Genomic DNA, 14,744 nt, shown 5'->3' with positions numbered 1-14,744 from the left:
ACCCGGAGTTGCTTTAAGCCTTTCGGGCGAAAGCGTTTTATTCCCCGGTGAGTACTATATGCGGTGGTGACCATGGATGTTTTTGAACTCGCGAGGCGCTATCACGATGAGCTCGGCATAAAGGAGCCTAGCATGGCCACTATGGCGGCGGAGTTCTTCGACGACCTCGGCCTCAAAATGGCGGAGTTCCTTCAGGGCGAAGGCTACGCGATACTGAACACAAAGTTCGTAGACTACGATAAGAGCCTTGTTCTCGACGTATCAAAAGGAGAAAAGAGGTTCGAGGTAACACTCCGGAAGAGCTAATAGCGGTTCTCGTAGTCAAAGACTATCTCCTTCTTTTCCCCAGGGTTAACCGTAACCTTGAACTCGACGTAGTTCTGGGTCTCGTCTATTGGCTGGACGCTCGAGGTTAGGAGTTTCCCCCACTTGTGATGCCTGATCACGACGGTCTTAGTTTCGTTCCCAAAGTTTTCGAGGGTAATCTTGACTTTATAGTAGGCGTAGTGGTCGTCGTGCCTCTCCTCAAGGACTACCGTACTGCCCTTAAGGTCGTAGTCCCTTCCGATGCCTATCCTGAGTGTCTCCCCTTCTGGAGTGTGCTCTATGGCTCTCTCGCCGATGAGGAGCGATCCATCGTCGGTTTCCCTGTATATCTCAACTATTCCGGCGGGAAGAACCTTCTCGGTCTTGAAGGATATTGACTCGTAGACCGGCCCTTCCCGGGAATACGGCCAGCTCTCGTAGAGGTACTCCCTCTCAAAGGGAACCTCGAAGCTTATGTAGGGGTACATCATCGTGCTGGCGGGGTTTATGTCAACTACCCCAAGCTTGTAGAGGTAGAACGCCTCTACCTTCTCAGGCCCCCCAACGTTGACCTCCTCGGTTCCCTTCTCAGCCATGGCATAGAGAACCCTCGGCTGGGCAATCTGATACAGCTGGACGTCGCCGGCAACCAAAAGAACCTTCGCGTCCCTGAACTCCTGAGCGGTGGGGTTCTTCAGCACGATGTAGCCGTAAAGCTTCGCGTTATCGCCGATGTAGAGCTTGTACCTGCTCTCCCAGCTCATGTTTGCAACGCGGTAGATGATGCTCACGTTGTACTTTCCTCCCTTCTCAGCCTGAAGGACGGCATAAACGCTCGCCTTTCCCTCAAGGTTTTTAGCTTTAAAGTAGGCAACCTCGTTCGGGTTTATGAGGTAGTAGCCGTCACCCTCGATGGCTATCTTCCCGTTCTTGAAGCCGAGGAACTTTCCAGTAACTGTGTCGCCGCTCCTCAGCTTGACCTCAACCTCGCTTCCGACGTTGGCGCTGTAAACGTCTCCTCCCTGACCCCTGCTGAAGACTCCAAGAACCCTAACGCCTTCATCGAGCGGCCTTATCGTGACTTCGGCTATGTCGAGCCCGGCCAGCTCCTCAAGGGGAACCTCGTTCATGCCCTCCTTCAGCTCAAGCTCCAGCGTCTTCTCAACGACGCCTATCTTGGCGGAGTTGTACAGCACAACCGTCGCATCTACCTGAGACGCCTTGCCGCCCTGGAAAGAAAAGACCGCCAGAATTATCATCAGAATTCCTCCAATGCCAGCAATAATCTTCCGATTCACTCCGATCACCACTAATACCTTGGACTTTGGGGTATTTATACCCCTGGCATCGCTTCAAACGGAGCCGAAACGAAAGGTTTGCAAATGGAAACCCTTTTAACCCCCCGGTCGGAGTGAGAACTGTCAAGCTGATGGGGTGATTGGTATGGACAGGATTGAAAAGGCTAGGGCAATCATTGAGAAGGCCAAGGCCGAAAACAGGCCGCTCGTCGAGCCCGAGGCGAAGGAGATACTCAAGCTCTATGGCGTCCCCGTTCCGGACTTCAAAGTTGCAACCAACGAGGAGGAAGCCGTTCAGTTCGCCAGGGAGATCGGCTACCCGGTCGTTATGAAGATTGTTTCTCCACAGATCATCCACAAGAGCGACGCCGGAGGTGTCAAGGTCAACATCAAGAGCGATGAGGAGGCGAGAGAGGCCTTCAAGAAGATAATGGAGAACGCCAGGAACTACAAGCCGGACGCAGACCTCTGGGGCGTCATCGTCTACAAGATGCTCCCGCTTGGCAAAGAAGTTATAGTCGGTATGATCCGCGACCCGCAGTTCGGTCCAGCTATAATGTTCGGTCTCGGTGGAATCTTCGTCGAGATCCTCAAGGACGTCAGCTTCCGCGTCGCCCCGATAACCAGGGAGGAAGCCCTCGACATGATAAAGGAGATCAAGGCATACCCGATTTTAGCGGGAGCCCGCGGCGAGAAGCCGGTCAACATCGAGGCCCTCGCCGAGATAATCACCAAGGTCGGCGAACTGGCTCTTGAGCTCCCGGAGATCAAGGAGCTCGACATCAACCCGATCTTTGCCTACGAGGATTCAGCTGTGGCAGTTGACGCGAGGATGCTCCTCTGAGGGCTCTGCCCCTTTCTCTCTTCTGTATTTAGGGCACATTTCAAGTATAATCGTGGTTATTATAATGGCAGTTATACATCTTGATGCTCTGTAGACGCATGGGGAGCTGGGTTGTGTAGTTCTCGTAGTAATAAGTTACTACTGCATTATCATTGGATAGAACACAATGCTCATTTCATTCTATACTTTGGAGCATGGAAAGCCTTATAAAGTCCAAAGACGTACCATTTCCACCATATGTGCACAATGGGGTGGTACCTTGAGGTTTGCAATAAGACTCCGGCCGGAGAATGAGCCGTTCAAAGTCCCCTTCAACCACCAGCACAAGCTCCAGGGACTGATTTACCGCAGGATTCAGAGGGCTAACCCGGAGCTGAGCCTTCGCCTCCACTCACCGAAGGTGCCGAAGCTCTTCACTTTCTCCCTATTCATGGCAGAAAGGCGGGACTTCGAAAAGGGACGGCCGTATTTCCTGGGACATGGAAGGGGCTTCTTCTACTTCTCGACGGCCGTTCCAGAGGTGGCGGAGGCCTTCATTACTGGTCTGCTCCAGAAACCGGAGGTCGAGCTCTGGGGCGAGCGCTTTACGGTTGAGGAGGTAAAAGCTTTAGCAGAACCCGAGAAGCTGAGCGGGAGGAAGTTCGTGACTCTCTCGCCGATAGCGGTAACTACAAAGAGGTTTCAGTTTGGAAAGCTGAGGAGCTACGACCTAAGCCCATCGGAGCCGGAGTTCTACGAGCTTATCCGGGAGAACCTGAGGGAGAAGCACCTCCACATCTTTGGCTCTAAACCGCTGGAGGACTTCGAGATGAAAGTCCTCAACGCCAAGCCCAAGCGCTTTGAGGTGAAGCCGGGCATCTTTCAGGTGGCGTGGCACCTTGTCTTCCGCGCGAGGGGCGATGAAGGTCTGCTTAAAGCCGGCTACCTAGCGGGCTTCGGGGAGAAGAACTCGATCGGCTTCGGGATGGTGAAGGTTGATGGGGGAAAAGAGAAAGTGAAAAGGCACTGGAGGGGAGGTGGGGAGGATCGAAAAGACAAAACGCCTTGACGAGTTCCTGAGGAGACAACCCCCAAAGAACCCGTCACTCCACAAATCTTCAAGTGAACACAATGAGAAAGTTTCACTTTTTAACTGGACTGGGCACCCCTTCGTCGATGCTGGTCTCGTTGCGCTGTTGCTTTTGAGCAAAAAGCACTCTCCCGAAGAACTTACCGGTGAAGACATTGAGAAGGCGATAGAGTTCGCCTCGATGCTCTATGCGCGCAAGGAGTGGAGTTCAGGTTATATCCATGCGATGATACTCCCGAACAGCGGTATCTTGATGGCCAATCCAAGCATGTCAAAGAAAAGAACCCCTGAGGCGATAGTCCAGAATCTAAGGGAGCTCCTGCAAGAGCCTGAAGATCCGAGCGCGCCAATCTGCGAAATCTGTGGAAGGAGACACTCTCGCTCAAAGCCAGTCTACCGCTCCGACTTCCCTCTGGTTGGCACCGGCGGAGTTCCCAACTACTTCCCCTTGGCGAAGGACGGCCTCAACGTCTGCTCCCACTGCCTCTTCCTCGTACAGTTCCTCCCGCTGGTTGCTTACAAAGTAGGGGGAAGGGTTCTGGTGATGCACACCTATCCCTACGAGCTTATGCTCGAACTCCACGGTGAGGCAATAAACGACGTCAGGAAAAGCTTCCTCGCTTCGAATGCCAGGGACTTCAAGAGGCCCGAGAACTTCCTCTTCCGCCTTCTTGGGGAGCTGACGAGGAAGACGGAGCGCAACGACCTCTGGGGCAGGGCCTCGATAACGCTCTACCACTTTGTGAACAACAACCAGGGACAGGACCTCCAGATAATCCATGTTCCAATGCCCGTTCTTCGTTTCACTGCCCACGCCAGCAGGGAGGACCCCAAGGGCTGGAAGAGAATTGTAGCGATGGGTTGGCGCAAACGGCCAAGTGAGGAGGAGTTTGAAAAGTACGAGCGGAGCTACACCAACGAGGTTTACGCCAAGCTTTTGGCGGAGGAAAGCATCTTGCCCTACTTCATCGACATAAAAAACCGCCGTGCGAACGCGAAGTGGTCACTTTTATCTTTCTACTGCTCGGAGGTGTTGGGTTTGGATAAGGAGGCTTTGGAGTTTATTAGGGACGTCGGCGATAGAATTGTCGAAACGCTGGAGAAGCTCCCAGACAACCAGCTTTCAAGGCGCGTCAGAGAGCTAGAGAGGACGGAAAAACTCTACCAGTTCGAGGCCTTCTTCGTGAACCTCGAAAAGCTCCGCCAGAGGCTCGGGATAGAGAAGCCCCTCATGACATTCGACGAGTTCGCGACGGTTCTCACCTCCTACGGGGAAGACCTGAACGTCTCGTGGAGGACGGTAAAGCACCTGCTCCTCTTCAGGGTCTATGAAAGGCTCCATGACAGGCTGATGAAGGCCTCTGAAGAGGAGGAAGAGGTTGAGGAGAATGAAGAAGTTGGAATCTTCGGAATGGGGGTGGAAGAATGAGGTTTGCGACCGGTATTGTGTTAATTGACGCACCGCACTCTGCCTTGAACATGCTGGGTATAGATGAGAGCTTAGCTGATAGGAACGTTACCCGTGTCAAGACCTTCAGGAGGGGTGGAAAGCGGTATCCCTACGTCTCACCGCAGGCTTGGCGCTACTGGTGGCGCTTTACCCTGAAGGAGCACTTCAACTGGGAGCTTTCCCCGCTCTACCGCGAGCAGAAGCAGGTCTTTACGGCAGCAAATCCCCTCAAATACCCTGACGACGACGTCTTTGGCTACATGAGGGCCTTCAAGAAGGGTGGCGTGAACGTCACCGTTACGAGGGTCTCTCCTCTTAAGAACACCCCGCTGATTTCTGTACTCCCCGATAGAAGCTCCATAACCGTTGATGAGGGCTACGCCTCAAGGCACGAAGGTGATCCAGTCCCCTACAGCCAGGAGTTCTACTCGACGGTTTTCAAAGGCGCTTTTTCCCTTGACCTCGACTCCGTTGGAAGGTTCACAATTATCAGCAAGGCAGGCTTCAAGAACCTCCTCACCTGGGACGACGTTCCAAGAGACAAAAAGGGCAACCCCAAGAAAGGCGCAGAGGACGTCGTTAATGAAATCAATGAAATGGAGCGCATAGCTGAGGAACTCGGCGTCCAGAGGACTGAAAAGGAGTGGCTCATGCCCCCAGAAATCAGAAAGAAGCGTGCCACTGAGACTATTAAGGCCCTCCGCTTCCTCACAGGAGGTGCCAAGCAGAGTCAGTACCACACCGACGTGACCCCGAAGTTCGTCCTGCTCCTCAACGTAGATGCCGGCATAAACCCCTTCATAAGCGACCTCGTCTTCGAGGAGAAGGGCGAAATTCGCTTCGACGCCGAGGCTCTTGCAAAGAGGCTCAAGGACCTCAAGGAGGTAATCCCCGAGGGCACAAAGCTCTACATTGGCTACGATGCTGGCTTCGTCCGCTCCCTTGGCTGGGACGTCGATGAAATAGCCGAGAGAGTGAAAGAAGCAGGCATCGCGGTCTTTACGGGTACCGTCGGAGAGGCGGTAGAAGAGTTCGCCAAGGAAATCGAGGCTTACTACGGGTGAGCCCATGATCAGGGTCAAACTGAGAGCGTGGACAGCTTCATTCCGCTATCCAACTTTCCAGTCGGGTTATCAGCCAACCTTACCAGTTCCACCGCCCTCAACGATTCAGGGAATCCTCTCGGCGGCGAAGGGCGAGCCTGTATATCTGACCGAGCTTCCATACGTCGGCTACGTCTTCAGGAGCGAAGGTAAAGGACTTGACCTCGAAAAAATCTACGCCCTCGGAAAGGTCGAGACCGACATAATGAGGCGAGAGTTCCTCTACAATGTTGAGCTTTACCTCTACCTCCCTGATGAGTGGGAAGAGCACTTCAGAAGACCCAGATACCAGCTCCTCCTTGGCCGTTCGAGCGACGTGGCGACAGTTGATGAGATAAAACGGGTTGAGCTAAATGAGTCCGAAGCTCCCGTCGGTGGGACTGTAGTTCCCGTTAAGCTCGGGGTTCCCGGCGTTGTTCACGCCCTCGTCGTCGAGTACGACTATTCAGTAACTCCGAGGAAGGCAAGGCTCGTCAGGCCCTTTGTGGTTTTGCCATTTCCAAAGGGCAAAGCACCGAAACTGAAACTCCCCTACGACGATGAACTCGGTGTCGGAGTCTACCTCCACAGGTGGAGTCAATGAAGGTCTGCTACGCCAAGTTCATTCCGCACGATTTCCTTGAGTGCCACATCAACGACGCCATAAACGTGCTGAAGAGCATGAAAACCTCATTCAAATGGCTTGAGGAGCTCTTCCCGCGCGTCTGGGAACTTTCTTTTTATTCCGTTCTACTTCACGACCTCGGCAAGTGCGCGAGTGGATTCCAGAGAGACCCTCGAAAATGGGGCTATCGGCACGAGGTACTCTCGACACCGTTTACGGCTTTCCTCGACCTTCCCGGGGACGAGAGAAACCTCATTGCACTCTCAATCCTCACCCACCATCGAACCCTCGACGAGCTTGAAGAGATACTGCCGGGCGGGGAACACCGCGGGGAGTTCGAGGAGAAAGTTGAGGAACTCTTTCAGAACAGGGATTACATCGAGGAGATTTTCTTCGAGCGAGTTCCCTACTGGGAGCTGTATTTCTTCGGAAGGCGGAAGGATCTTTTTAATCCTCCCAACGATTGGGCCGAGCTAGTTGAAGGCTACGACTTCGACCCTCTGCTCAGCTGGTACGAGCGAAACGCCAGGAAGTACTGGAGCGAGCTTGTTTTTCTCCGCGGAATCCTCAACGCCTCTGACCACCTCGCTTCAGCCGGTGAGCTTGGCGTTCGCCTGCTGTCGGATATAAAGGCCGCCGTTGAGTCCCGGGTTCCGCCCGAGCGCTGGAGGCTCTTACAGAGACAGGCAGGCGAAACGGAGGGCAACCTAATCCTCCGCGCGCCGACCGGTTACGGCAAGACAGAGGCCTCCCTCCTCTGGGCCAACAGGAACGCGTCCCTAACCAAAAAGGGGGTGGCCAGCAGGATATTCTACGTTCTCCCCTACAAGGCCAGCATAAACGCCATGCACTCACGCCTTTTAGCTCTCTTCCGCGAGCCGGAGCTCGTGGGCGTTTTGCATAGCTCTTCCAGTTTTTACCTTTACTCTTCGGAGCTCGAATACAAACGTCTATCCTCCCTTTACAGGAAGATTTACACACCCCTCAAGGTCACGACACCTTTCCAGCTTATGAAGCCCTTCTTCGGCGTCGGCTTCCCCGAGATGGGCCTGACCGAGCTGACTGGCTCTCTCCTCATCTTCGACGAAATCCACGCCTACGAGCCCAACGTTTTGGGCATAATCCTTGCCATGCTAGAACTGCTGATGAGAAAAAAGGCCAAAACCCTCGTAATGAGCGCGACTATGCCCGAATTCCTTGAGGAACTCCTGCGCGAGGTTCTTAAGCCCCACCTGCTGAGCACTCCGTCTGAAGAGGCTGACCGCTTTACGAGGCATAGGGTGAACGTTATAGACGGCTCGATGGATAGTATTGAGGAACTGCTCGCGGAAGTCAATGCCCACGGCCCCGTTCTAATAGCTTGCAACACGATATCAAGGGCGATGGAGGTCTACTCACACTTGCGCGATAGATACAACTCCATGCTCCTCCACAGTCGCTTTACCTACGGCGACAGGGAGGAAAAGGAGAAGAAGCTCCTCGCGAACCTCAGGGACTACGACGTTGTCGTTGCTACCCAGGTGGTTGAGGTTTCGCTCGATATAAGCTTCTCGACGATAATAACGGAGCCAGCACCACTAGATGCTCTGATTCAGCGCTTCGGCAGGGTAAACAGACGGGGTTTCGGAAATCCAAGGGACGTTTACATCTTAACTACTGGTGGGGAGGGAGACAGAAGAATATACCCAATGGAAGTTGTGAGAGAGAGCCTCAAGCTCCTGGAAGAACTCAACGGAAAGCCCCTCCTCGAATCGAGGGTTCCGGAACTCGTCACCCGTGCGTATGAACCCATAGCGGATAAGCTAACCGATGAAGTTCTGACCTACCGCGAGCAGGCCCTTGAGCTGTTCAATAGTTTAAAGCCGTTGAAAGGCAGTGAGAGCGAGGAGCAATTCTACGAGATGTTCCAAGGCCTGGAAGCGGTTCCAGGAGTTTATCAGGATAGGGTTCTGGAGCTGATTAACCGTGGAAGGTCAATCGAAGTTCACCGCCATCTCGTTCCGGTTCCGCTGTGGCTCTTCAGGAGCGAAAGCGACGCCTTCCACAGGCTTTCAGACAGGGGGTCAGGAAAGTACGTACTGGTCGCAGAGCTTGAGTACAGCCCTGAGCTGGGCCTTCTGCGTGAGCCGGCAAGTGGAGGAGAGGTGCTGTGAGTTCTGAGGAGTATCCCCTCACCGACTTCCTCATCACCGGCACGGAAATCAACTACCTCTTCATCTGCCCGGCGAAGCTCTGGTACTTCGCCAAGGGCATTACCATGGAGCAGGAGAGCGAATGGGTCGACCTTGGCAAATTCCTCCACGAGCGGCGCTACGGCAGCGAGGAAAAGGAAGTGCAGGTCGGGAGAATAAAGATCGACTTCATCCGCAGGGGTGACATCATAGAGATCCATGAAGTCAAGCTTGGCAAGAGCATGGAGAAGGCCCACGAGATGCAGGCTTTGTATTACCTCTACTACCTCAAAAAGCTCGGGATCAACGCCAAAGCGGTCCTCCACTACCCCAAGCTCAACGAGACGAAGGAGATAACGCTCGACGGCAGAGAGAATGAAATCAAAGCGGCGATAGAAGAAGTCGAGCGGATAAAATCCCTTCCAGTGCCGCCAGAGCCCGTTAAATCAAAGAAGTGCCTCAAATGCGCCTACTACGAACTCTGCTGGGTGTAAAAGATGAGGAAGCGCTCCATAACCCTGCTCTCGGACGGGACGCTTTTCCGGAGGGAGAACACACTCTACTTTGAAAACGAGCGGGGAAAGAAGCCGCTCGCGGTGGAGGGAATCTACGACATCTACATCTACGGCCACGTGAACATAAGCTCTCAAGCCCTCCACTTCCTCGCCCAGAAGGGAATAGCGGTGCACTTCTTCAACCACTACGGCCACTACGACGGGAGCTTTTATCCAAGGGAAAGCCTCAACTCGGGGGATTTGGTCATCAGGCAGGCCGAGCACTACCTCGACTTGGAGAAAAGACTTGAACTGGCAAGGCTCTTCGTTAAAGGCTCAGCTCTCAACATGGAGAAGAACCTGAAACGCTGGAAAGTTAATGATGGCTTCTCAGGCCTGCTGGAGACGCTGTTTGAAGAGCTTGAAGAGGCTCATAGAATAACCGAGGTCATGAACGTCGAGGCGAGGATAAGGCAGGAGTACTATTCGAGATGGGACGAGCACCTGCCAGAGGGCTTCAAGATAGTGAAGCGCTCAAGAAGACCCCCGGAGAACGAGATGAACGCCCTGATAAGCTTCCTCAACTCAAGGCTCTATGCCACAATAGTTTCCGAGCTCTACAACACCCAGCTCGTGCCAACTGTCAGCTACCTCCACGAGCCCGCTGAAAGGCGCTTTTCCCTGGCTTTAGATTTAAGCGAGATTTTCAAGCCGGTCATAGTGGACAGGCTCGCTACGAGGCTGGTCAAGAGAAGAGTTATAACGCGGGAAGACTTCAGGAGAGAACTCAACGGCGTTCTTTTGAGCAATGAAGGGATTAGGAAAGTCGTGAAGGAATACGAGAACGAGCTTACGAAGAGCGTCAGGCACCAGGAGCTTAAGAAGAACGTGACGAAGAAGAGGCTTATCCGCCTTGAGGCCTACAAGCTCATCAAGCACCTCTTTAGGGTGATGGAGTACGAGCCGCTGGTGGCGTGGTTTTAAATAACGTCCTCCAACGGGTTCTTTTCCGTCCCCAAAATTTCCCTGAAGGGCCGGGAGCGGAGGCGGTAGATTACCACCGAATCCTCGTCCTCATCAATTATCTCCCTCAGCCCGGCCCTAATCCTCTCGTATTCCGCCCTCGTTACCTCCCCCTCGAAGACGCTGTTCTGCACCCAGTGAAGGTGCTGGCGCAGGAACTTTTTGACGTTATTGACGCGCTTCACGTTCACGTCGTAGACGATGACTATGTACACGCCACCACCTTGAATAGATTGGAGCACGTAGATTTAACGGTTTTGGTTCTATCACGTTCAAGCTCTTTTGATTGGACTTATGGTGCCTATCTGCACCTTTAATCCAAAAAACTGCTCTCAGATGGCCTGGGAAATCGGTTTTTGGTCTTTTTATATTGTTACATCCTGTTTTGTTTTTGCTGTTGTGTTGTTACGAATTTTCTTCGGAGCTCGGGATTGTGGCTTGAGGGAGTCCCTTCCAACTCAAACCCTGTTGAAATTGTTTTATTTTGGTTTTAATCTGATTTCAGTCCCTCTTCTGAGCTTTAAGGGTTTTTGGATGCTTTGGAAATCACTTGAACGTTTTGTTCACTGGAGTTCTGGGACTTTCTCCGGAGATTTTGTGTTATGTTTCCCAATTAGAAGCCTCGAATCTGAGTCTTTCTGGAGCTTCTTTTACGGCGGTTTCCAGAAAGGCTTAAATATTGGGGCGTTCTTAGGACTACACAGACAAAACAGGGCAAAATTCCCGCCTGTTGCAATAAGACTCTAGGAGAATTGAAAGTTCGTCGAACTCCTCAAGCTCTATCCTCTTTTCTTCCATGTTGCAATAAGACTCTAGGAGAATTGAAAGGAGCTGTAGCTTGCGACATCGACGTCGAAAGTTGCCAGTTGCAATAAGACTCTAGGAGAATTGAAAGGCGACTTTGAGCTTATAAGTGTATGAATAGCTAAAGTTGCAATAAGACTCTAGGAGAATTGAAAGGAATTCAAGAAAGAAGCCTTCAACGAGCTTAAAGAGAAGGTTGCAATAAGACTCTAGGAGAATTGAAAGAGTGCATTTTTGCGGGCATGCAATAGGGGAGAGGTGTGTTGCAATAAGACTCTAGGAGAATTGAAAGGGCCTTAAGGTCGAGGTAAGCATCTTCGACGTACCTGAGTTGCAATAAGACTCTAGGAGAATTGAAAGGAAGGAGTGGGGGGAAGGTTCGGACTTATGGCGTATGTTGCAATAAGACTCTAGGAGAATTGAAAGCGGGAGTTTTGAGGAGTGGGCGCGGGGTAAGCCTTACGTTGCAATAAGACTCTAGGAGAATTGAAAGTAATGCTATCCCATGCGATTAAATTGGCTAAAAACATGGGTTGCAATAAGACTCTAGGAGAATTGAAAGAGCAGGGTCTACGTGGATGGGAAGGTCTACAAGGTGGTTGCAATAAGACTCTAGGAGAATTGAAAGCAAGGTTCAAGTCCTTATCGATGACGACGAGTTGCGTTGCAATAAGACTCTAGGAGAATTGAAAGACTCGTATAGTGATTAATTGCACACCAAATCTTCCCATGTTGCAATAAGACTCTAGGAGAATTGAAAGCGCGGCGATTTATTTTGAATTAACATGAGCGTTGAGGGCATAGAGTCTGAAAGTCACTCATCCCGCGCCATCGCCATTTCTATGACCCTATCAAAGACGGTCTTGTGGTTTCCGAAGGCCTCGAACATCCGGTCGGAATATTTGCTGGAGGCGGTTTCGAGGAACAGACGAAGGTTTCTGCTTATCTCATCGTTCATTGGAACGTGAAGTGGCATCGGGTCATAGTAATCAAGCCCCTTCATAAGGGCAGTTGAGAAGTACCAGAGCGTCTTCCTGACCTTTCTACCTTTTATCCTGGAGAAGCTCGCCTCCATACAGTTGAAGGCCGCGTGAAGGAGGACTATCATGTCTATCTCCACGCCCTCCCTCAACAGGTTCACCCTCTTGGGATCGTTTCGCAGGTCCTTTATCCTGTACCCGCTCCGGGTCTGCTCATCGTAGGGCACCTCAACGTCGTAAATGCCCTCGACCCTTGGATCATAGACGAGGACGTCCGTGCCGCCGACTATGGTAAGCCTCCCGTCCCTGACCTCGACGACCGTGTTCTCAGTGCTTAAAACTGGCATCCCGGCCGCCATTGCAAGGACTGACATGGTGCTCTTTCCAGTGTGGGGATAACCAATGAAGAGAATCGCCTTTCCGTTGGGGGCCACCACTCCAACGGAGTCCGTTATAAAAACCCTGCCCAGCTTTGCGCCGGCCCTTGCAGCGGCCTGAAGGATAAAGAACACCGGTGCCTCGTTGCCATATGCAGAGGGAGTCCCCGATTCTATCTTGTATTCGTCCCGCCCCATGTAGTCGTAGGCGGCACTGAAGACCCTGAACTTCTCCCCCTTAAACCGCTCAACCATGACCTGTACATCGCCGGAGCTTTTTCCAACGTCCGGAAGATAGCGTCTCGCGAAGAGTCCGGTGAAAGCTTCTTCAAAACCGTCGTCAAGTTCCCCGCTGAATTTGACGTTCACACCGCCGATTCTCGTCCCCATTTGCCCACCCGGTATGGGCTGGGTTGAGGGATTTATAACTTTTCCGTGAAAAGTCGGGCAGAGAATCGGGGGGACATTGACAAAAACATCACAAAAGAAGGTAGAAAACCGGGGGCCTCACTCGATGGCCGCGAGGAGCTTCTCCATGAACATCTTCTCCGGGTAAGCACCCTCGAACTGGACCTTGTCCTCGCCGTCGACCTGGATGACTATCTTAGGAACGGCCATAACGCTGTACTGGTCGGCCCACTCCGGGTACTCGATGGCCTCAACCATATCGCCGAGGATTTTGCCCTTGCCGGCGTTGGTGTTCTCGATGGCGAACTTGTGGGCCATCCTGACTGCGAGCGGGCAGTACGGGCAGGTCGGGGTTACGAACACGAGTATCCTGACGTCCCTGTCTATCTGGGCAAGCTCCTCTTTGCTCTCAGGCATGAGGTCCGTCTGGGCGTTGCTGACGTCAACTATGTCCTCAAGGAACGCCCCAAACTCGTGGCCGGCCGGGAGGCCAAAGAACCTGACGCCCATGTCCTTGCCGTCCTGGGTTATCGTGACGGCCGGAGCGCGGTCGATCCTGTACTGCTCGGCTATCTTCCTACCCTCCTCACTGTCGAAGTCGTGGAACTCGTAGGTGAGCTTATCGGTGAGCTCGCTGAGCTCCTGAACCAGCTGCTTGAGCTGATCGCAGTACTGGCAGTGCTCCTTTCCGATGAATCCAATGATCTTGACCGGGTTCGTCATCTTAGAGAAGAACTCCTCCCTGATGACCTTCTTGTCAGCGTCGCTAATCAATCCCATTCCAAACACCTCCACATAAGGTTTATAACGATTGGATTACAATCTCTCCGTGGAATTCAATTCCGGTTTGCAACCTAAGGTTAAATGTTCACTATATAAGCTTTACGTCACAGATTTGGGTGGTGTAGGTCATGACTGAACCCGACATCTTTTACATACTGGGGAACAAGGTGAGGCGCGATCTGCTCAGCCACCTCACCTGCACGGAATGCTATTTCAGCTTCCTCAGCAGCAAGGTTAGCGTCTCCTCAACGGCGGTGGCGAAGCACCTTAAAATAATGGAACGAGAGGGCATTCTGAAATCCTACGAAAGGGAAGGGCCATTCATAGGGCCCGCGAGGAAGTACTACGACATAGCCATATCAAAGACCTACGTTACCACGGTGACCCCAAACCTCTTCTGGTACCGTGGCCTTGATCTCGAAGGGACGCCCATCGAAAAGGTCAAGGTTGACCTGACCCGCATACCAACCGAACACGAGAGCCTTCTGGAGATGGTCAGCTCGTTCCTGGAGCTGAGTTCGGAGCTTGAGAAGATACTCCGGGCACTGCAGTCCATCGAAAGCAGACGAGACAGACTCATGAAGGAGCTGAAGGAGAGGTACCTCAAGGAGATAGGCGACATGACCCAGCTGGCCATACTGCACTACCTCCTCCTGACGGGCGAGGCCACCGTCGAGGAGCTGAGCGACAGGCTCAACCTCAAGGAGAGAGAGGTTCTCGTAAAGGCGCAGGAGCTGGACAGGTTCGTACCGTTAATAATAAAAGACGGAACCATCAAAATCGACGAGGACAAGCTAAAACAAAAGCTTGGCGGTGTCGAATATGCCGGAGAAAATAAGGGTCGTGGTTAACGAGGACAAGTGCTATCTCTGCGGTGGCTGTGCTGGAGTCTGCCCGACGCTTGCAATTGAAGTCCATTCGAGCGGCTGGGAATTCTTCCAGGACAAGTGCATCTACTGCAGGATATGCATTACCGCCTGCCCAGTGGGCGCACTGAGCGCTGAACCCCTGGAGGTGGGAGAGTGAACGG

At 52.7% G+C, this 14,744-nt stretch carries 15 protein-coding genes and 1 CRISPR repeat array; of the genes, 11 read left to right on the top strand and 4 right to left on the bottom strand.

The window, feature by feature from the left end; all coding sequences use genetic code 11:
• Positions 1–72: 72 nt before the first annotated feature.
• Complete coding sequence (locus tag E3E25_RS02980; RefSeq protein WP_167892629.1) at positions 73–306, top strand: hypothetical protein; 234 nt, start codon at positions 73–75, stop codon at positions 304–306.
• Here E3E25_RS02980 and E3E25_RS02975 read toward each other — a convergent pair.
• Positions 303–1,565 (bottom strand): DUF4139 domain-containing protein, encoded by a 1,263-nt coding sequence (locus E3E25_RS02975; RefSeq protein ID WP_206204646.1) that lies wholly within the window; start codon positions 1,563–1,565, stop codon positions 303–305. The two genes, E3E25_RS02980 and E3E25_RS02975, sit on opposite strands and share 4 nt — an antisense overlap.
• 184 nt (positions 1,566–1,749) lie before the next feature.
• On the opposite strand from E3E25_RS02975, the gene E3E25_RS02970 reads away from it, so the two are divergent.
• The 8 genes from E3E25_RS02970 (at position 1,750) to cas1b (ending at position 10,323) form a co-directional block, all read left to right on the top strand.
• Positions 1,750–2,448, top strand: a complete 699-nt coding sequence (locus E3E25_RS02970; protein WP_167891755.1) for an acetate--CoA ligase family protein — start codon at positions 1,750–1,752, stop codon at positions 2,446–2,448.
• A 259-nt stretch (positions 2,449–2,707) separates the two neighbouring features.
• Positions 2,708–3,496: a CRISPR-associated endoribonuclease Cas6 gene (gene cas6, locus E3E25_RS02965; RefSeq protein ID WP_167891754.1), complete on the top strand. Its 789-nt coding sequence runs from the start codon at positions 2,708–2,710 to the stop codon at positions 3,494–3,496.
• Positions 3,465–4,946, top strand: coding sequence for a type I-B CRISPR-associated protein Cas8b1/Cst1 (gene cas8a1 / locus E3E25_RS02960; RefSeq protein WP_370456639.1), 1,482 nt, complete (start codon positions 3,465–3,467; stop codon positions 4,944–4,946). Before cas6 ends, cas8a1 begins: the two co-directional genes overlap by 32 nt.
• A complete protein-coding gene (gene cas7i, locus E3E25_RS02955; protein WP_167891753.1) occupies positions 4,943–6,031 on the top strand; it encodes a type I-B CRISPR-associated protein Cas7/Cst2/DevR in 1,089 nt (362 codons plus the stop codon). The genes cas8a1 and cas7i overlap by 4 nt, the downstream gene beginning before the upstream one ends.
• 4 nt (positions 6,032–6,035) lie before the next feature.
• Positions 6,036–6,653 carry a type I-B CRISPR-associated protein Cas5b gene (gene cas5b, locus E3E25_RS02950; protein WP_167891752.1) on the top strand — a complete coding sequence of 206 codons (618 nt, stop codon included), beginning with the start codon at positions 6,036–6,038 and terminating at the stop codon, positions 6,651–6,653.
• On the top strand, positions 6,650–8,827 hold the full coding sequence (gene cas3 / locus E3E25_RS02945) for a CRISPR-associated helicase Cas3' (protein WP_167891751.1): 2,178 nt from the start codon (positions 6,650–6,652) through the stop codon (positions 8,825–8,827). The genes cas5b and cas3 overlap by 4 nt, the downstream gene beginning before the upstream one ends.
• Complete coding sequence (cas4, locus tag E3E25_RS02940; RefSeq protein WP_167891750.1) at positions 8,824–9,339, top strand: CRISPR-associated protein Cas4; 516 nt, start codon at positions 8,824–8,826, stop codon at positions 9,337–9,339. Before cas3 ends, cas4 begins: the two co-directional genes overlap by 4 nt.
• Positions 9,340–9,342: 3 nt before the next feature.
• Positions 9,343–10,323, top strand: a complete 981-nt coding sequence (gene cas1b / locus E3E25_RS02935) for a type I-B CRISPR-associated endonuclease Cas1b (protein ID WP_167891749.1) — start codon at positions 9,343–9,345, stop codon at positions 10,321–10,323.
• On the opposite strand, the gene cas2 is transcribed toward cas1b, so the two are convergent.
• The 3 genes from cas2 to E3E25_RS02920 all read right to left on the bottom strand — a co-directional run bounded on the left by cas2 (position 10,320) and on the right by E3E25_RS02920 (position 13,711).
• Positions 10,320–10,577: a CRISPR-associated endonuclease Cas2 gene (gene cas2 / locus E3E25_RS02930; protein ID WP_167891748.1), complete on the bottom strand. Its 258-nt coding sequence runs from the start codon at positions 10,575–10,577 to the stop codon at positions 10,320–10,322. The two genes, cas1b and cas2, sit on opposite strands and share 4 nt — an antisense overlap.
• A gap of 514 nt (positions 10,578–11,091) precedes the next feature.
• Positions 11,092–11,927: direct repeats of the CRISPR family, unit length 30 nt; unit sequence GTTGCAATAAGACTCTAGGAGAATTGAAAG.
• A gap of 53 nt (positions 11,928–11,980) precedes the next feature.
• Entirely contained in the window at positions 11,981–12,913 is a 933-nt protein-coding gene (locus tag E3E25_RS02925) for a hypothetical protein (protein ID WP_167891747.1), read from the bottom strand.
• Positions 12,914–13,030: 117 nt separating this feature from the next.
• The gene (locus E3E25_RS02920; protein WP_167891746.1) at positions 13,031–13,711 is read right to left on the bottom strand and encodes a thioredoxin family protein; all 681 of its coding nucleotides are present in this window, start codon (positions 13,709–13,711) and stop codon (positions 13,031–13,033) included.
• 131 nt (positions 13,712–13,842) lie between these two features.
• Here E3E25_RS02920 and E3E25_RS02915 point away from each other — a divergent pair, with 131 nt between their 5' ends.
• Complete coding sequence (locus tag E3E25_RS02915; protein WP_167891745.1) at positions 13,843–14,565, top strand: transcriptional regulator; 723 nt, start codon at positions 13,843–13,845, stop codon at positions 14,563–14,565.
• Entirely contained in the window at positions 14,537–14,740 is a 204-nt protein-coding gene (locus E3E25_RS02910) for a DUF362 domain-containing protein (protein ID WP_167891744.1), read from the top strand. The genes E3E25_RS02915 and E3E25_RS02910 overlap by 29 nt, the downstream gene beginning before the upstream one ends.
• Positions 14,741–14,744 lie beyond the last annotated feature (4 nt).

Source organism: Thermococcus sp. MAR1 (genome assembly GCF_012027305.1).
In the GTDB taxonomy this organism is placed as follows: Archaea; Methanobacteriota_B; Thermococci; order Thermococcales; family Thermococcaceae; genus Thermococcus.
The sequence above is the reverse complement of the archived record's forward strand: the minus strand, read 5'-3'. Positions and strand labels throughout refer to the sequence as shown.